This is a genomic window from Alkalicoccobacillus gibsonii (genome assembly GCF_016798245.1).
GTDB lineage: Bacteria > Bacillota > Bacilli > Bacillales > Bacillaceae_D > Alkalicoccobacillus > Alkalicoccobacillus gibsonii.
In genome coordinates this window covers 953,270-971,652 of sequence record NZ_JAEUZA010000002.1, presented here as the reverse complement: position 1 = coordinate 971,652, position 18,383 = coordinate 953,270, and the positions used below count along the sequence as shown (strand labels likewise).

At 40.1% G+C, this 18,383-nt stretch carries 20 protein-coding genes and 1 tRNA gene; 4 read left to right on the top strand and 17 right to left on the bottom strand.

Translation table 11 applies throughout. The features are described from left to right. Positions 1 to 114 precede the first annotated feature (114 nt). The 12 genes from JNO66_RS11525 to JNO66_RS11470 form a co-directional block, all read right to left on the bottom strand. Positions 115 to 1,110, bottom strand: coding sequence for a class F sortase (locus JNO66_RS11525; RefSeq protein WP_203088381.1), 996 nt, complete (start codon positions 1,108 to 1,110; stop codon positions 115 to 117). A gap of 31 nt (positions 1,111 to 1,141) precedes the next feature. Then, positions 1,142 to 2,470, bottom strand: coding sequence for an LPXTG cell wall anchor domain-containing protein (locus JNO66_RS11520; protein ID WP_203088380.1), 1,329 nt, complete (start codon positions 2,468 to 2,470; stop codon positions 1,142 to 1,144). A gap of 223 nt (positions 2,471 to 2,693) precedes the next feature. After that, positions 2,694 to 3,227 carry an NADPH-dependent FMN reductase gene (ssuE, locus tag JNO66_RS11515; protein ID WP_203088379.1) on the bottom strand — a complete coding sequence of 178 codons (534 nt, stop codon included), beginning with the start codon at positions 3,225 to 3,227 and terminating at the stop codon, positions 2,694 to 2,696. Positions 3,228 to 3,311: 84 nt separating this feature from the next. Next, positions 3,312 to 3,902: a GNAT family N-acetyltransferase gene (locus JNO66_RS11510; protein ID WP_203088378.1), complete on the bottom strand. Its 591-nt coding sequence runs from the start codon at positions 3,900 to 3,902 to the stop codon at positions 3,312 to 3,314. A gap of 139 nt (positions 3,903 to 4,041) precedes the next feature. Then, a complete protein-coding gene (locus tag JNO66_RS11505; RefSeq protein WP_203088377.1) occupies positions 4,042 to 5,196 on the bottom strand; it encodes a sn-glycerol-1-phosphate dehydrogenase in 1,155 nt (384 codons plus the stop codon). After that, positions 5,193 to 5,987: an HAD-IIA family hydrolase gene (locus tag JNO66_RS11500; RefSeq protein ID WP_203088376.1), complete on the bottom strand. Its 795-nt coding sequence runs from the start codon at positions 5,985 to 5,987 to the stop codon at positions 5,193 to 5,195. The genes JNO66_RS11505 and JNO66_RS11500 overlap by 4 nt, the downstream gene beginning before the upstream one ends. 12 nt (positions 5,988 to 5,999) lie before the next feature. Further along, positions 6,000 to 7,502: an alpha-glucosidase/alpha-galactosidase gene (gene melA / locus JNO66_RS11495; RefSeq protein ID WP_203088375.1), complete on the bottom strand. Its 1,503-nt coding sequence runs from the start codon at positions 7,500 to 7,502 to the stop codon at positions 6,000 to 6,002. 70 nt (positions 7,503 to 7,572) lie between these two features. Further along, positions 7,573 to 8,475, bottom strand: coding sequence for an AraC family transcriptional regulator (locus JNO66_RS11490; RefSeq protein WP_203088374.1), 903 nt, complete (start codon positions 8,473 to 8,475; stop codon positions 7,573 to 7,575). A 20-nt stretch (positions 8,476 to 8,495) separates the two neighbouring features. Next, on the bottom strand, positions 8,496 to 9,404 hold the full coding sequence (locus tag JNO66_RS11485) for an ArsR/SmtB family transcription factor (RefSeq protein ID WP_203088373.1): 909 nt from the start codon (positions 9,402 to 9,404) through the stop codon (positions 8,496 to 8,498). A gap of 106 nt (positions 9,405 to 9,510) precedes the next feature. Then, positions 9,511 to 11,028 (bottom strand): arabinosylfuranosidase ArfA, encoded by a 1,518-nt coding sequence (gene arfA, locus JNO66_RS11480; RefSeq protein WP_203088372.1) that lies wholly within the window; start codon positions 11,026 to 11,028, stop codon positions 9,511 to 9,513. A 201-nt stretch (positions 11,029 to 11,229) separates the two neighbouring features. Further along, positions 11,230 to 13,314 carry a beta-galactosidase gene (locus JNO66_RS11475; RefSeq protein ID WP_210340842.1) on the bottom strand — a complete coding sequence of 695 codons (2,085 nt, stop codon included), beginning with the start codon at positions 13,312 to 13,314 and terminating at the stop codon, positions 11,230 to 11,232. A gap of 29 nt (positions 13,315 to 13,343) precedes the next feature. Next, complete coding sequence (locus JNO66_RS11470; protein WP_203088370.1) at positions 13,344 to 14,108, bottom strand: SDR family NAD(P)-dependent oxidoreductase; 765 nt, start codon at positions 14,106 to 14,108, stop codon at positions 13,344 to 13,346. A 192-nt stretch (positions 14,109 to 14,300) separates the two neighbouring features. Here JNO66_RS11470 and JNO66_RS11465 point away from each other — a divergent pair. Together JNO66_RS11465 and JNO66_RS11460 are read left to right on the top strand one after the other, a co-directional pair. Continuing rightward, positions 14,301 to 14,373 (top strand) — tRNA-Ala (locus JNO66_RS11465). 136 nt (positions 14,374 to 14,509) lie between these two features. Further along, the gene (locus JNO66_RS11460; RefSeq protein ID WP_203088369.1) at positions 14,510 to 14,965 is read left to right on the top strand and encodes a hypothetical protein; all 456 of its coding nucleotides are present in this window, start codon (positions 14,510 to 14,512) and stop codon (positions 14,963 to 14,965) included. A 46-nt stretch (positions 14,966 to 15,011) separates the two neighbouring features. Here JNO66_RS11460 and JNO66_RS11455 read toward each other — a convergent pair whose 3' ends face one another. Next, positions 15,012 to 15,224 (bottom strand): hypothetical protein, encoded by a 213-nt coding sequence (locus tag JNO66_RS11455; protein WP_203088368.1) that lies wholly within the window; start codon positions 15,222 to 15,224, stop codon positions 15,012 to 15,014. A gap of 131 nt (positions 15,225 to 15,355) precedes the next feature. Between JNO66_RS11455 and JNO66_RS11450 the strand changes: the two genes are divergently transcribed. Continuing rightward, positions 15,356 to 15,589, top strand: coding sequence for a hypothetical protein (locus JNO66_RS11450; protein ID WP_203088367.1), 234 nt, complete (start codon positions 15,356 to 15,358; stop codon positions 15,587 to 15,589). A gap of 32 nt (positions 15,590 to 15,621) precedes the next feature. Here JNO66_RS11450 and JNO66_RS11445 read toward each other — a convergent pair whose 3' ends face one another. From JNO66_RS11445 to JNO66_RS11435, 3 genes are all read right to left on the bottom strand, one after another. Then, positions 15,622 to 15,780, bottom strand: coding sequence for a hypothetical protein (locus tag JNO66_RS11445; protein ID WP_203088366.1), 159 nt, complete (start codon positions 15,778 to 15,780; stop codon positions 15,622 to 15,624). A gap of 58 nt (positions 15,781 to 15,838) precedes the next feature. Next, positions 15,839 to 16,255, bottom strand: a complete 417-nt coding sequence (locus JNO66_RS11440) for a YugN-like family protein (protein WP_203088365.1) — start codon at positions 16,253 to 16,255, stop codon at positions 15,839 to 15,841. 146 nt (positions 16,256 to 16,401) lie between these two features. Then, complete coding sequence (locus tag JNO66_RS11435) at positions 16,402 to 16,560, bottom strand: hypothetical protein (RefSeq protein WP_203088364.1); 159 nt, start codon at positions 16,558 to 16,560, stop codon at positions 16,402 to 16,404. A gap of 157 nt (positions 16,561 to 16,717) precedes the next feature. Here JNO66_RS11435 and JNO66_RS11430 point away from each other — a divergent pair, with 157 nt between their 5' ends. Next, positions 16,718 to 16,876, top strand: a complete 159-nt coding sequence (locus tag JNO66_RS11430) for a septum formation initiator (RefSeq protein ID WP_203088363.1) — start codon at positions 16,718 to 16,720, stop codon at positions 16,874 to 16,876. Positions 16,877 to 16,931: 55 nt separating this feature from the next. Here JNO66_RS11430 and JNO66_RS11425 read toward each other — a convergent pair whose 3' ends face one another. Next, positions 16,932 to 18,278 (bottom strand): glucose-6-phosphate isomerase, encoded by a 1,347-nt coding sequence (locus tag JNO66_RS11425; protein WP_203088362.1) that lies wholly within the window; start codon positions 18,276 to 18,278, stop codon positions 16,932 to 16,934. Positions 18,279 to 18,383: the final 105 nt, after the last annotated feature.

Genomic DNA, 18,383 nt, shown 5'->3' with positions numbered 1-18,383 from the left:
TCGTGAGGCTTTTTTTATGACCACGCTAGAAGCTCTATGGAACCCCCGGCAGAGCCAGGGGTTTTCAAAACCACTAATAAGACCAAGCCATATGGGAAAGGCTTGGTCTAGTAGTTATTGATTTGGGTGAATGATCTCAGAGGGTTCAGACTCCTGTCCATAGAGATCGACAGTAGTTAGATAATATGAAAGATCTTGGTTATCCTGAGAAATCGTAAAGCTTTTCCGATCATGAGCAGATATACTTCCTACATGCTCATACTCATCAGGGTTCACTTCTTGATAAACTCGATAACCAGCCACTTTATTGTCTCTAACAGCATGCCAAGTTAGAAAAGTTCCTTGAATATTTAAATTCTCCGGCGCATTTGGCTCATCAACTTCAAGGATTGGCTCTTCTTCCACTAATTCCGTGTAAACGACTAAGCGCTCATCATGTGTACCTTCTTCGCGATTAAAGAGACCTGAACACGTAATAAGATTAAGGTTTCTAGAATTGGATGCTCCAAAAATTTGCTCAATAGGAGCTTCTTTTCGATCATAGCTTTCTTTATCTGTGACTTTAAACGTAAGCTCTTCTCCCGAATCACTTACAATGATGACTTCATCACCTGGGACGAGACTTTCCAGGTCAAAGAATATAGCAGGTCCTACCTTACTATCAACATGTCCAGCCATGACTGAGTTTCCAATAGCACCTGGATTTGTTCCTGGTTCAAACCAACCGACGCCATTTACGTCTTCAGGTACCCCCATCTGACCATTATCAAGAATACCAACATCCTCAATCTCGGCCTCTATTTCTAGTGTGGGAATTCTAATTTCTACTGGTGTGATTCCTTCGTCTTTAGCAAGTTGATTCTCTTTTATCTGAGACTGAATGGCTTCTACTTCTTCCAACATGGCTGAGTCTACAAACGTAAATTCCAAATCACTGCCTGGAATCGCAAGTGCTTGCTCTTCATCAGGCTTTTCTTGAGTTTCTACTTTCAGATCAGTTTCGATTGTTGCTACATGATGTTGATCCATCGGAGAAGCAGAAGCTGTATGAAAAGCTACAACTGCGGATAGTAAACATCCCATTGTTAAAAAAGTAGAAAGCCATTTCATCTCCATTCACTCCATTTATTCAAGTCTTTTCTTATGCGTTGTTTTGGTTTTCTTTACGACGGAACAGATACAATCCACCAAGTGCTAAAGCAACCATTCCACTTAACCAAGCCATCATAGAGGATTGATCACTTGCACCACCAAATCCTGTTTGAGGCATTTCTTCTGGCATGGCTTCATCACCAAATTGGTCTGGCATTTGAGCTTTAATCGCTCCACCTAACGTTTCACCAATTCCAAACATAAACGCGTATCCTTCACGATACGTTTTAACGCTCGCTTCATAGTCTTCTTCTACAAATTGATCGAATGTTTTAATCACTTGTTCTTCGTGAGTCCATACAGCATCTTGTGCTGCTTCTTCAGGAAGATTTCCTTCTGTTGCAGTTGCTAGGAATGAGCCAAAATCTTGAGAGAATGTTTTAAGGTGTTCAATTGCTTGATCTCTTGCTTCCTGATCACCTTCAAGAGTGGCAATTGCTAGGTCGCTTTGTGCATTAATATGATCTTGCTGCCACACTGTCTCAAATTGGTCAGCACCTTCAGCACCGTAAATACCTTCGATGGCTGCTTTAAAGTCAGCTGTATGTTCATCTTCTGCCCATGTAACAAAATCAAAGTCTTCTGCTTGTGTATAGCCTTTCTCAAGTTCAAGTGAGGCTAGAGCAAAGTGCTCTCCAGCTAATTGATTTAATGTAGAACGTAATTCAGCGTCAGCTGACTCCACCGATCCGTCAAACATGTCTGGGAACTGTGCCGTAATTGCTCCAGATAAAACCTTACTAATATCAAACATCCGGTCATACCCTACACGGTAGCTTTCATACGACTCCATGTAATCGCCTGCTGCATAGTGATCAAATGTAGCTTGTACATCTTGTTCGTGTGCAACGAGTGCCTCTTCAGCAGCTTCTTTTGGAAGATTTCCTTCTGTTGCTTCATCTAAGAAACTTGAAAATTCGTCAGCAAAGCCTGCAATATTCTGCTCTGCCTCTTCTTTCGCAGAGTCATCTCCGTCCTTAACAGCCTTTACATAATCATCTGTATACCCATTATGAGATTCAAAGATTCGAACAAATTCTGCTGCCCCTTCTTCACCATATAGAGGTTCAAGCGCTGTACCCATATCCTTTACGTTTTCATCAAGTGCCCATTCAACCTCTTCCCAATCAGATGATTCATCATAGGTCTTTTGCATAGATGATGCTGCTAGAATAAAATGCTCAGAAAGTAAATGATCTAAATCTGCTCTGAGATCGGAAGCCCCACTAAATTGACTTTCTCCCCCATCAGCGGCTTGTGCCATCGTCGGAACGACTAGTGCTGCGCCTAACGCAACAGCTGTAAACTTTTTATACATGTGTGTTCTCCCCTTTCAATTTTGTAAATCTACTAGGGTAACGAGAGCCATATCATTTTGGATCACTATTTTTCAAAAAAAGTTTCTAAAATTGTAGAAAAAGCTCCTTATCGTAGACAACAGCCCACGTTCAAAACAGAAAAAAGAGACGAGAATCCTTAGTTCAGGATTCATCGTCTCTTTATAGTTCATATGTATGTTCATATATTGAGACATACATAAACTACGCTTTATTTACTTCCTGATTAGCTAAACTAAGAACTCGATCAATACGTTCAGTTATCTCAGTAGAAATGATGAACTGGTTTTCTTCAGCTCTCTCAATATGCGAGTCTAATACATATGCTCCACTTAAAATGTTTGTTGCACCAAGCGAAGACAAAACGGGTTTAAGGGCATAATCAATCGCTAATAAATGGCCAAATGAGCCACCTAATACAAGGGGTAAAAGTGTTTTACCCTCGAGACCTTTTTGAGGAAGTAAATCAAGAAATGTTTTTAGAATCCCTGAATATGCAGCTTTATATACAGGTGTAATCACTACAACCAAGGATGCTTCCTCTACCTTTTGGTTGGCCTCTTTTACTGAAACACTCGCAAAGTTAGCAGTAATAAGGTCCTCTGCCGGTAATTCGTGAACATAGATAGAACTTGTTTCGTGTCCTTGCTCTTTAAAATAAGCTTCTGACTTCTCTTGAAGTGCCTTTAATCTAGATTGGCGACTGTTTCCACCATAAATAATGGCTACCTTACCCACTTGAATCAATCCTCTCCATTTAAACTTATCTAAGTGATTATTTCTCCTTTAGCATACCTTTCCATATCAATCACTTCAATTATTTCATCCAGATATAATTGATTCTTTTTCCTTAGAATTAGCTAATAATGCTACGTTCTTGGCGGCAATGTGACTCCAATCTTTGTGTAAATTGTAATAGTAACAACGTACAACTGAATCCCCATTTCGAAACTCATTTGTCGCATCTCGTTCAAAGCCCAACCATTCATATAATGTCCAAGCTTTCTCCATTATCTCACCTGTATGAAGGTATAGGCGGCTTGCACCTTTGGCAGCTGCTCTCTCTAAGCTTTCTCTAAGCAACACTTGAGCAACCCCTAATCCTCTGGCATTGGGATGAACTGCAAGTAAACGTATAACTGGTTGATCAATACTCAGTTCCTCTCGGTTGTAGGCCTTGTCACCTGATGCAAACAGCTGTATGCTGCCAACAATCGTTGAACCATGTTTTGCCACCAAAACCTGCTCCACATTAGGGTTATCTAAGGATACTTTTATTTGATTTATATAATTTTCCCAAGCCTCAGGACTTCTAAAAATATCTTCATACTGACGATAGCTATCAACCAAAAGATTGTTCACTGTTTCTTTTTCATGGACAAGTAGCGTACTGACTATAACCGGTTGTTCCATTGTAATAACCTCCTTCTATTCAGCCATTACAGTATAATTGATAACTTACAATGCCGCTAGATTAACAGCTTGGTTTGAACTAGAAATACGCAAAAAAAACGAGCATCCTTTTATAAAAAAAGAATGCTTGTTTCTATTATTATAGATCAGGTAACCAATGCAAGGTTTCATGATAATAGCGTAAAAGCGTCCAACGATCACGTAGATGATACGCTTTAAGTAAGCTTAGCTGAATCAGTTCTTCATCAATTGGGGCCTGTTCCTGATGCCATCCTGCTAATCGTAAAAGTTTACTAATCTCCGCTGGATCTGGCAATTGATCTATAAGTTCAACAAGCTCAATCCGTTCTTGCGTCGACTCTTCTAGCAAGCTTGCTCTGACAATTTCTTTATAAAATTGCGTAATGATGAGTGAAGCACGTGCCACTTTTGCTCCATGAAACAATTGCTTTTTGTTTTCTTCTAAGTAAGTCATTTCCCAGTAGTGTGATAGATGATGTTCTGCTCCTGAAGCGGGGTGGGATGCACCGAAGATCGACATGGCTGTACCTGAAATAAGCAACGCATTCATTAATGCTTCGATGCCATTAAGCTCTCGGTTCCCTATTGCTTCGGCATGCTCAACACAGGAATCTAACGCAGCCTTTGTAAGCTGGTAGACTTCTTGATTAAATGGCTCATCAGCGATTAATGTCCCTGCCTGCCAGTCAGTTAGTGAGGTATATTTTCCAATCATGTCTCCAAAACCAGCAGCAATTAACTCAATAGGAGCCTGCGCAAGAATAGAAAGATCCGCAAATAAGGCAACAGGTGCTAGAGTCTGATATGTGGTTTTAACACCTTTAACAATGATTGGTGCTCCTTTGGAATTAAATCCGTCTACTGAAGGTGCCGTAGGACAAGAGATAAATGGCTTCTCGATCTTTGCACTAACAAATCGCACCACATCATGGATCGTACCTGAACCAACAGCGACTAAACAATCAACGTGTGTGTTTACTTGAATAAGTAAATCAACAATGGTCTGTTCATCTGCAATCACATCGCCCAAGTCGTTCGGAAGTAGGCAATGAACAACTGGTTTAAGCCCTTTTTGCTTCAGCTTATGATCTAGTTCTTTGCCGGCAGCTGCGAAGGTTTGCTCATCAACTACCAAAAGGATGGTCATAATTGGTTGATCCCCTACATAGTCAACAAGAGCATCCAATGCTCCATTAGAAACAACAACAGGATGTGTTTCCTGCTCAAATGCCTGTTCCTGCATGATCGCCTCTACTCGTTCTATTAGTTTCATAGCTCTCTCCTTAGTTCAGCTAGACTTTGAAACGTATGATGTGGCTTTGATCGTTTTGGAGCCTTTTCAAGCATTGCCTCCGTTGTATTACCAGTCATCACAAGGACGGTTCTCATTCCTTGCATATTACCCATTGCAATATCCGTATTCAAACTATCACCTATTACCATACATTGATCTGCAGTGAGTTCAATTTGTTCAAGAGCCGCCTCAACCATAAAGCAAGATGGCTTCCCAATAACAAGTTCCGTTTTCTGACCTGTTGCTGATTCAATTGCACCAATAAACCCAGCTACGTCAATGGCTGGACCATTTTCATCTGGATAGGTCTTGTCACTATTTGTGGCAATGATTCGCGCACCAGCAGATGTTGCACGAAATGCATCATTTAGTTCTTCATACGTAATTTCATCATGCAATGTGATGACAACAAAGTCTGCTTCCTCTGGTTGACTAGCTACGATGACATCATGTTCTTGCATTTCGTCTTTTAAACCTTGGTTTCCAAGTGTCCACACACTAGCAAGCGGATAATGCTTTTTGATAAAACGGGCGGTCACTGTGGAGGAGAAAATAATCTCATTCTTCTCGACTTCAATCCCATGCTCTCTAAGCTTCATCAGACCCGTATCTCTTGAGTGGTTTCCACGATTACTTAGATATACGACTTTCCTTCCACTGTCTTGTATCGCAGAAATGGCCTCCGCACAACCTTGAATTAGTTCCCTCCCTTGGAATACAGTTCCATCTAAATCTATTAATACACCTTTTATGTCATCAAATAGCGACACGATACATCCTCCTTATGATGTGGAAGCTGGACGGTCTTTTGCTTTATCTGCTTCTTGAGCATTCTTCCTTGCTTCTTCTGCATTTTGTTTCATTTCTTCAAGTGACCTTACATGTAAACGAGCAGCCCCTTCACTTTTTTTAGTGGATAGGCGAGGCTCCGTTTCTTTTCTTCGTTTTGCTTCTTTTATGCTTGTTGCATATTGAGGTAACCATCTCTCTCCAGCAATGAGCATATCGTCAACCATTTGCCAAATTTCCGGAGGGGTACAGACTGCCCCGACTAAAGGATCCATTATAAAAGCTTGACGGAGCAATTGATCGTCTCCAGTAATCGCTGCTTGAACGGCTAAGCGTTGAACGGAAATGCTTACCTGACACACGGCTGCACAGCCAAGCGGAAGATCCCCAACCTGAGTCATGTTTATTCCATTTCGGTCTACGTAACCCGGTGCTTCAATCACAGCATCTGCTGGAAGGTTCCTAATCGTCCCTTGATTAATCGTATTAAAGTGTCCACGGTACACTCTTCCTGTCTCAAGTGCTTCTAAAATATAAGAGCCGTGCTCTTCTCCTCGCTCTTCTTCGGTATACTTGAGAGCGGGATCTTTTAGCCAGTTAGGAAAATCGTCCATAAACCAATTTCTTCCCTCGGTACATACTCGTAGATATCCGCCTGTTTCCCCATTAATCCAGCTCCCTAGATCAATCCAGTCTTTAATTTCATTTTCGCGTTTACGATACCAGGGAACGTACTCACTCAGATGCCCATTGGATTCTGTACTGTAGTAACCAAAACGTTTTAGCATATCGATTCGGACTTTCTCCGTTTGACTATACTCTTTGTGAGTTTCAAAAGCTTCTAAAAGCTTCCCGGTTAAATCTTCACCTTTATGCTTGATTTGAATGTACCACGTTTGATGATTAATTCCAGCACAAACAATGTCAACTTCCCGCTTTTCTAAGCCAAACACATCGGCAATTTGCTTGTGGCCCCCTTGTACTCCATGACACAGACCAATGGTATTGACTCCCCCTACTTCGTTACATACCCATGTCAGCATAGCCATTGGATTTGCGTAATTTAAGAGGAGGCAGTCTTCATGTGCTACTTCCTTTATATCCTCGCAAATAGAGAGCATGACAGGAATCCCTCTCTGTCCATACATAATCCCTCCCGCACACAGCGTATCACCCACACACTGATCTACGCCATATTCTAGCGGTATGGAGATGTCTGTTTCGAAGGCTTCTAAACCACCAACACGGATCACATTAAATACATACTTCGCACCCTTTAATGCTTCTCTTCGATCGGTTGTTGATTGAATACTGATCTTATGATTATTTTCCTTAATATCACGCTGACAGAGCTCCGACACCATATCGAGATTCTGTTGATTAATATCTGTAAAAGCAAGTTCAATTTTATTAAATTCTGGAACAGAGAGTAGATCTCGCACAAGTGCTCTCGTGAAACCAATACTACCTGCACCAATAAACGTTACCTTAAACAATGTAAGCACCTCACTTTTTTACTTACATTGTCTCATCAGGTTTTAGATAACGCTTTCATTATTGAAACCTTTATTTAGCTTGTTGTTTGAAATGCTCACTTCTTACCGTTCTAGAATCTGTGTATCTCGATTCTCTCCGATACTGTTTTGGAGTAGATCCTGTCTGTTGTCTAAAGATTGTACTAAAATATTGTTGGGAGTTCATACCAATGTAATGTGGAATTTCTGTAATCGTAATGTTTGTACGTTTTAACAATTCTTTCGCTTTAGTTATACGATGATTAATAAGGTAACCGTTTACAGATGTTCCCATCGCTTTTTTGAAGATACGATGTAAGTATCCTGGATGGAGATGAACAGCATCTGCTACATCCTTCACTCTAATATCCCGATCGTAGTTCTGATGCATGTATTCAATCGACTTTTGGATATAAACATGTTGTTCTGATGTATCGTTCTGTTGCTTAGCAGCTAGCTCAGCCATTCGTATAAAAAGTTGCCCCAATAAGAGCTGTACTGTGAAAACAGATTCATCCTCTTTGCGATCTAACTCTAAAATAAGAGCGTTCAAACACTGGAAAACATCTGACGAATCATGAAACAATAAGTACGACTTTGGCGACTCTGTTAACATCCGTAAGGCATCATGTTCGGAGACTAGATGTCTAAAGGATGGAAATACGGTTTCCAATTCCTCGAAATGGAACTCGATATTGCTCATTCTGCAGCTTTTCCCAGGCTCCACAAAGAGTCTATGAGGTACATCTCCATCAATAAAAATAAATTGCCCCTTTTTTAATTTATGTGTCGTTCCATCTACTTCAATCAAGCATGAGCCTGATAAACAGTACATAATTTCAATGGCCTCATGTGAATGGTTTGGCATATTAAAACCTTCCCACTCCTTATAGTAATAAAAACGAACAACTGGATAATAATCCTGTTCAAGTAAACGGTTATGATAAAAGCTCATGAATAACTCCCCTCCTTTTTTTACTCGCTATAATATAATCGAAAGTCAATATCCTGATTGTAATTACCAAAAGATGAACCAAAAAGTGTCACACCACCAACACATGTTGTACACTCCTGATTTCCAATGCGAAACAGCCAAAATGGACGGTGAATTTCGACATCTGCAATCGTTACATCTGAGATCTTTCTTCCGTCAATGAATGTTCCATTTTGTTTAATTCGTATCATCTTTAATAATCCGTATTGGTTAACAGATCTAGGCCACCAATTTGGCGTATATTTTCCAATACGCTCTCCAAAATCTCCTGGACTTCTCCATGTTCCTATTTCTAGCCCATTCAGCCAAAAGGTAATGTCTGATGGCCAATTTTCGTTTATTGAGGGGGCTTCAGAAGATATTTCAAGTGAAATCTCTAGTTCTTCAACTGTTTTGGATGCTTCTAGAAAGTTAGCAAGCTTATACTCGACAAAGCCTCGATAAAACCAAAGGATTTTTGCGTTCACTCTTTCTGTATCCATAAAGAAACGCGGGTCATCGAATTCACCTATAATTGCTTGTTCTGTAGCAAGTCCACATGTAGGCTCAACATGAAAGTCTGAATAATGCCCAACAGAAACTGTATTTTTGACATAAGTACGCTTCTTAGTTAACAGATTCGGAAAGACAATTTCCAGTTTTTCAACCTTAAGACGACACATTTTTTGTTTGCCAGCTTTACCAGATACCATATCCGTATGAAGAAGACCCGCGACTTCTAGTTTCTTTACATGCTTTGTCATGATTGCACTGCTGACTTGATGAGCATCGGCAAGCTCTTTAATATTCATTGGCTTTTCCCCTACATGTTGCAGGATACTTAACCTAATTTCACTTGCCAACGCTTCATAAACCGGTAATGACTCTTTTGACCAGCTAAGTGCTTTCATACTGCTTCACCTGCATCCTTATCTCTTACACTTTGTTTTCGTTTTCATACAGTATAGCGGGAACAATTCCAAGACGCAATGGAAAAGAGACAGGTTTGCACCCATCTCAGCTTCTCTTCGCCCCTAGTCGAATAACGTGCCATGAAGCCTTTGGCAATTGTGCATGGATCATTCCTTCGTCTAAAGAAGCACCTCCATTAGAATGAGGTCTAACAGCCTCATGTTGAACGGTATTCACTGCTTTTAGATCATTGTTCTCAAGCACAATGTGTTCATTTAACTGATAAGATGAAAAGCTTCTGACGTCAATGGATACATCTAATGGTTCGTTGAGATGACGATTTAATAAAAAGACAGTTAATTCTTCATTCTCCTCATTCCATACCACCGCGGAGTCTAAGTAAGGAATATCAGTAAAGTCTTTTGAATCGTACTTTGGTGAAGATACAACAGGCTGCAGAGAGGTTCCTCGACCAAAAACGGAAACATGCATATACGGATAGAAGATGGTTTGTTTCCAAGCACGTCCACCTGTTTCCGTCATAATAGGAGCAATTACATTAACTAGCTGAGCCATGCAAGCCATCTTTACACGATCTGCATGACGGACGAGTGTCATTAGGATCGATCCTACAAGTAAGGCATCTTCAAACGTATACACATCCTCCAGCTGCGGAGGTGCAATGCCCCATGGTTCAATCTCCTGATCTGCTTGATTTGAGTGAAACCAGACATTCCATTCATCAAAGCTTAAAAACATCGTCTTCTTACTACGTTTCTTTGCTTTAATATAATCACATGTTGCAACCACTGTTTTAATAAATTGATCCATTTCAAGCGTTTTGGCCAAATAGTTAGCTGAATCTCCAGAACGATTTCCATAATATTGATGAAGAGATAAATAATCAACTTCTTCATATGTATGGTCTAAAATTGTCGCTTCCCATTCTGGGAAGGTTGGCATATTTGCATTTGAGCTTCCGCATGCAACAAGCTCAATTGTTGGATCCACAAGCCTCATTGCCTTCGCTGTTTCTAGAGCCAAACGACCATATTCATCAGCTGTTTTATGCCCGACCTGCCAAGGACCATCCATCTCATTACCAAGGCACCAAGTCTTAATGGAATGCGGATCTTTGTATCCATGGCTTTTCCTGAGATCACTCCAGTAACTCCCTCCAGGGTGATTGCAATACTCTAATAGATTTCTAGCCGCATCAATTCCTCTTGTTCCTAAGTTAACAGCCATCATGACCTCGGTATTTGCGAGCTTTGCCCAATCTGCAAATTCATTCGTACCAACATAATTAGGTTCAATGACTCGCCATGCAAGCTCTAGCTTTTTTGGTCGCTCTGCAATTGGTCCAACACCGTCTTCCCAGTTATATGCAGACACCATATTTCCACCTGGATATCTGACGATCGGAACCTGTAGCTCACGAACAAGATCCAAAACATCCTGCCTGAATCCTTGCTCAGTAGACGTTGGATGATCTAGTTCATAAATTCCCCCATATACTGCTCTACCTAGATGCTCAATAAATGATCCATAAAGACGATTATCAATTTCACCAATTTTAAATTCACTGTCAATGGTCACCTTAGCTCGGTTTTGATCTGTCATATGAAACCCTCCAAATTCAGTTTAGTTAGCGCTTTCATAAAATTATATAATTAACAAAAGAGTTAATCATTAACTTTATCATTTCTTTAAATTGAATTATAGACAGTGACCATATATCCGTCAACGATTTTTTACCTTTACATCCTCTAATTGAATACACAAAGTCGAACGTTCTAACAGAACGCCCGACACATGCTCATATTAGATAACTTCTACAGATCCTTTTATGAGCTTTAACGTGTGAACATCATACGTAGAGAGTGTCACTTCATTTGAAATGGTTCCTTCACCTACGATTTCATTTAACTCGTATGTCTCCGGAATGTTTACTACTTGCGTTTCCTCAGTAAAATTCATTAAAAACAAGTAGGTCGTTTCCCCATCTGTTCGAGATTGCAAGCTAACACCCTCAGGTAGCTCAATGCCAATTGGATTTGAGAGCTGATGATCATTTGCGAGTTTTTCATAAAAAGTATCTAAAAAACCAGTTTCTGTTCTTGCTGATATGTGGTAAGCCTGACCTTTTTTATATGTGTTCACCGTTAAGGCAGGTGAATTCTTATAGAAATCCTGCTCATACTGAGCTAAAACCGTAGCCGACGTTGGCTCAACAATTTCACAGAAATCGCTCACTTGATAAGAGAGTCCTTCCCAGTTTACCGATTGCTGATCTGCCTTATACAAACTATCAATCTCATTCACTCTAAGGCCAAGCATTGGGAACAATGGGTTTGGATCACTTTCGATATAACATAAATCATTTGCATCCACGATACCGGACATGTACGTACTTACATACGTGCCTCCTGATTCAACAAACGTAAGAATAGCCTGCGCCGTTTCTCTCTTTAACATATAAAGCATTGGCGCAATCACGATTTCATAAGAACTTAAGTCATAATGCGCAGGAATCACATCCACAGGGATGCCTTTTTTCCAAAAGGCTTGATAGTGCTCCTCACATGTTTTCACGTAATCAAGATGTTTTTTAGCAAATCCTTGCGCTTCATACAACGCCCAGCGGTTCTCCCAATCATAAATAATCGCTACTTTTGCATCAACTGAGGCTCCTGCCACTTCCTTAAGAGAAGCCAATCGACTACCAAGCTCTGCCGCTTCTTTAAATACTCTAGTATTCTCATTCCCATAGTGATCAACAACTGCGCCATGCAGCTTTTCCGAAGAACCTCGTGATTTTCTCCATTGAAAATACATGACGGAGTCTGAACCATGAGCGACCGCTTGTAAGGAGGAGAGAAGGTTCATACCAGGACGCTTTAATTTATTTGTGATCTGCCAATTAACCAGACTTGGTGTACTTTCTAATAATAGAAACGGCTGTCCACCCTTAAGAGAACGATACAGATCATGGACAAAGGCTGTATTTGCCGCAAGCTGCCATGTCTTTTCCCATTCATTATGCCACGCTGGATATGCATCCCATGTAATGACATCCACATAATTAGCGAAGCGGCTGTAATCAAGCCCTTTAAACGGTCCCATATGCGGATTCTCGCCCATAAAGTTTGTTGAAACAGCGATATTTGGAGTTATTTCTTTTAGTGGCTTAATTTCATTACGGTAAAAATCAACCGTTTGATCCGTCACAAATCGTTTCCAATCAAGAGTGAGCCCATGAATCTGGTTCTCCCCGATTGACGAAGGAGACTCAATTTGATCCCAATCTGTAAAGGTATGACTCCAAAAGGTTGCCCACCATGCGTGATTTAATTTCTCAAGCTGGTGATCATATTTGTTTTTTAGCCACTCTCTAAATGCCTCTTGGCACAAATCACAATGGCACTCTCCACTGTATTCATTTGAAACATGCCACATAATTAAGGCAGGATGATCCTTATACCTCTCGGCTAGCATCTTATTTAGAGCAGCTGTTTTCTCTCGATAAATGGGGGATGTAAAGCAGTGATTATGCCTTTGCCCATGGAGCTGTTTCTGTCTTTTTTCATTTACTCTTAATACTTCTGGATATTTCTTTGAAAGCCAGGCAGGTCGTGCTCCACTTGGCGTTGATAAGAGAATATGCCCTCCAATGGAAGCCATGTTATCCATCACATCATCTAACCAACCAAACGTGTACGTTCCTTCTTCTGCTTCAATAGCGGCCCAACCAAAAATATTAACAGAAACCGCATTCACATTTGCCAGCTTCATTAACTCAACATCTTTTTGAAGAACCTCAGGATAAGCCTGCCATTGGTCGGGATTATAATCTCCCCCGTACAATAATCCATTAACACTTGGGTGAATCGTTGAAAAACGTTTCAATAAAACCCACTCCTCCACCTGTAAATTAGTTAATACAGTCTTACCGACAGCCCGCCATCAACTTGAATGCATTCTCCTGTAATTTGACGCGATCCTTCTGTTCCAAGGAACAATGCTAACTCGGCAATATCATTTGGTACGGCCACCTGATTTGTTGCATGAAGTGCTCGAACAGTTGAATCTGTCATGGAATTCTGACTTTCGGCTAACCACTTTCGGTAATGTGGTGTGTCTGTGAACCCTGGACAAATTGCATTTACTCTGATCCCTTTTTCACCTAAGCTTAACGCCATACTCCTTGTCATTGCGTTTACCCCTCCTTTAGCTGCCGCATAGATTTCTGCGTCAGGCAAAGTCTGCACAGCATGATTGGAAGATATATTAATAATGCTTGCACCAGATCGCTTATGCATAAGAGGTACAGCATATTTTGAACACAGATAGGTACCACGCAAATCAATATTCATAACAGAGTTCCAGTCCTCAATCGTTGTTCTGTCGATCGACTTAAATAATGTAATTCCCGCATTATTAACAAGAACGTCTATGAAGCCATACGTTTGTTTCACCCATTGAAACAATTTAACGATGCTTTGTTCCTGCTCAACATCCGTTTGATAAAAATAAGCTTCGTGTCCAGCTTCTCTAAGTTTTTTTTCTGCATCGATCCCTTCTTGTTTCTCTTTTGTAGCGAGTATGACAATTGCTCCAGCTTCAGCAAATAATTGAGCAATAGCCTGACCAATTCCTTTACCGGCTCCTGTAATCACAGCTATCTTGGTATGTAGCTTCACTCAAAAACATCTCCTATTGATAACGCTTTCATTTATACTATAGGAGCTTCAGAATACAAGTCAAGCAGTATTTAAGTTAGTTTAATAAATCAGCAACTTATCCAGTCTTATCATTAATCTTTAAGAAAAAACTTGATCTTTCAGTTGTCTCCATGTAAAATAATTCTTGACCGATACATACAGTTCTATATTGGGGCCATAGCTCAGCTGGGAGAGCGCCACGCTGGCAGCGTGGAGGTCAGGGGTTCGAGCCCCCTTGGCTCCATCTACTTAAAACCTTGAGAAATCAAGGTTTTTTTGTTACGAAAACATTTATTCACACTCTCTTAACGTTTCAAGTCTTGTTCCACATCCTATATCATAGTAACATTGAACTAGATTTATAAGTTTGGAGGAACGAAATGAAGAATCTATGGATAGGACTCGGATTGATGATTTGCTTATTTTTAGCTGCGTGTAATGGAACATCAGACACGTCAAATCAGGTAGTTGCTGACACAAATGAAGTAGATGAAGCATCAACATCAGAGGCAGAGCAAACGGAGAACTCATTAGAAGCAGAGGATGAATCTTCACTTGAAATTGAGGAAACCACCAATGAAGAGGAGCAAGTTACATTCTCGGTAAAAGAACTAGAGGCTGTCTTTTACATAGGCATGAATTATACGACATATCTTGATGAAGTAACGGGTGTCTTTGAAATTGAACAAACATACGTAGACGAACATTCAAACGATATGCTCGATGTGTTTGAAGCTTACGATGGGTATTTAGGCATCGTTTATTCCCCTGATGAAGGGATTAAACAATTACTTCATTATCAAGAAGCAAATGAAGCGAGTTCTTATTTTAATTAATTGCGAAAGACCGACACCTGGGTTGATATAGGTGTCGGTCTTTTTTTTATCCTTTGGATTCTTTTAATTCGAAATCTCCCACCGTTTCATTTTCTTTGATAAGCTGACCGCCATTTACCATTTCGTCTATGATTTCATACACTTCAAATGACTCGATACGTCTAGACTCGATAATTCTCTCAGCTACTGCGACTTTTGTAGTGACACCTTCTGCAATTAGTGAGTAGATATCTTCCTCAATCTTTACTTTGTCAGCCATAAGTAAATCCTCCTATTTTTAATTTATCATTACCCGTTTAGACTCATTGAAAACACATATTTTATCTAACGAATGTTTTGTCTCTTAATAGCAGGGTATAGAGCATAAACATCTTACATAGGAGGCACACCTTGACTATAACAAGTAATCGACTCTTAGATGGATTTATTGCAGGGTTGTTAGTAGCTTTTGGATTAACGATGAAGGACTTATTTCTTTATCAAACTGTTAACGGATTACTCACTCTTTATGTGTCGGCTTCCATATCCCTGATTGTTATGATTGTCCTTCCATTTATGCGAGCAAGACCGCCAAAATATCGTCGCCGCTTACGGAACGAATGGCAAAACGAAACAAATACCTGAGTCCATATTAATTGGGACTCAGGTATTTGTCTTTAGAAAAACCGATCTAAGAGATACCAGAAAATGGCACCAACTACTCCGGCTATAACCGATGTGACGACTGTTGCTGCATTAATTGTTCTGTATTTCACTACATCTAAAATCATCCAACCTAAAAAGATGGCAACGCCAAAAATGATCGCTGTATTCATTGTGTTCCCCACTCTGCTTTTTTGTCAGTTTACCAGTTAGGGACTCGCAAGACAATCGTTAAGGGATCAACAGCGACTCTACTTCTTTCAGCAGGTTTTGTGCGGTTGGGACATACTTCTCGTCAACTTCTCCGTCTTTGTTAGTTGGTTCAGAAAATTGATTTACTACTCCACTCACCTGTAGCGGAACAGATCCACTGGTCGCATAGTCGTCAAGATCTTCTTGGTATTCGTGAGCTAAAATAAATGGAGTATCTAAGGTAACAGTGGTCCCTCGTTCTCCAACCTCTCCATACCTTGTGTGAAAAGGAATACGCAACACCGTATACCCGTTATGCTGTTCAATGGTGTAATCAAAATATCCATGGTCATAATCCCAGTTACTCCCAATAGTATATCCTTTTGGTTTGAGTTGTTCTTCAAGAAACCCTAATTTGTATGTCTCTCCTATAATGGCAGATTGCAATGGAATCAAAATCGTACGCTCCTTTTTCTACGTTTGGCTATAGTATCTCTAAAAAGGAGGTATTTATGTGATAGAGGATGTATAGAAGAAAGTATTTAAAAATTAACTATATGTAGAAGAGAGTAGTGCTACTCTCTGTCAGCTAAGTTCAGTCATTATTTTACGAGTAATCGATCGCGCATGCAGATACCTTCTAAGAAACGAATATCTTCTCGGATACACGCTTTTAGTACAACACAGCTTGTATGATGGTATTCTGATCTTAGCTTTTTTAACTCAATAGTGAACATAGTAAGATCATGTTGTTTAATCATTATGTCCCACTCCCACTTTTAGTTACCGTTGATATCACTATTCCCCCATTTCATTTTCTTACACATGTTTTTTACGTAAACCACATATTAGATTGTGCGATTCAATTGGTGTACACTAGTCATATTCAATACTTTATGAAGAAGGGATTACATCTAGATGTTGAAGAATGCTGAAGGACTTGGGATCGTTGTAGGACTAGTCGTGGGAATGCTCATAGGTATTTTCACAGATAATATTGCACTTGGAATTGGCATAGGTATTGCTATTGGTGTTATTGGAACCGTGTTTTTTTCTAGAAAAAAAGACAATGATTAATTATACATGATAAAAAAACGACAGGCTGCATAATCCGCAGCTTGTCGTTTTTTTCTTAAAGACGTTTTTCCAACTCTTCTTTTTCTTTCTCATATCCTTGTTTACCAAGAAGTGCAAACATGTTACGTTTGTAATCCTCAACACCAGGTTGGTTAAATGGATTTACTCCCAACAAATAGCCACTAATTCCGCATGCTTTTTCAAAGAAATAAACAAGATATCCAAAGTGATACTCATTTAATTCAGGGATATTCACAACAAGGTTTGGCACACCGCCGTCTGTGTGAGCAAGCATTGTTCCTTGGAATGCTTTTTTATTCACGAAGTCCATCGTTTGACCAGAGATATAATTTAATCCATCAAGATCCGTTTCAGCCTTCTCGATTACGATCTCCTCGCGTACAGATTGTACATTTAAAATCGTTTCGAAAATGTTTCGACGACCATCTTGAACGTATTGACCCATTGAATGTAGATCCGTTGAGAAGTCTACAGATGCCGGGAACAATCCCTTATGATCTTTCCCTTCACTTTCTCCAAACAATTGCTTCCACCATTCAGATACAAAGTGTAGAGAAGGCTCGTAATTTACAAAAAGCTCTGTTGTTTTTCCTTTGTTATAAAGAAGGTTGCGAATGGCAGCGTATTGATACGCTTCGTTCTCTTCTAGGCTCGGGTTGCTGTAAGCTGTTCTTGCTGCTGCAGCACCTTCCATCATAGACTGAATGTTTAATCCGCTTACTGCGATTGGTAGGAGACCAACTGCTGTTAAAACAGAGAAACGTCCACCTACATCATCCGGAATGACAAATGACTCGTAGCCTTCTTCAGTCGCTAATGTTTTAAGTGCACCTCGTTTGCTATCTGTAGTAGCATAGATGCGTTTACGAGCTTCTGCTTTTCCATACTTTTGTTCAAGAAACTCACGGAAGATACGGAAGGCAATAGCTGGTTCTGTTGTTGTTCCTGACTTTGAAATCACGTTTACAGAAACATCCTTATCACCTAAAACATCAAACAAGTCTTTAACATAAGTAGAGCTGATGTTTTGTCCAACAAAAAAGATTTGTGGAGATTTACGGTCTTCTGAAGAGAGCGTATTGTAGAAGCTATGCGTAAGTGCCTCAATCGCTGCACGTGCGCCCAAATAAGAACCACCAATTCCAACAACAAGGAGGACATCCGAGTCTTGACGAATTTTCTCTGCTGCTTTTTCAATGCGAGCAAATTCTTCTTTGTCGTAGTTTACAGGTAGATCAATCCACCCTAAATAATCGTTTCCTACACCGGTTCCATTATGTAAGGAATCATGTGCTGCCTCAACTGCTGGGGCTAAGTTCTTTACTTCTTGTTCATTGAAGAAGGATAATGCTTGTGAATACTTAAATGATACGTTCTCCATGTGTGAAGAACCTCCCTCGCTAACTAATATGTACCTATCATTACTTTACCGAACACCAGTATAAAAGACAAGAACAACAAATGGTAGTAACGGCGGGAGACTATT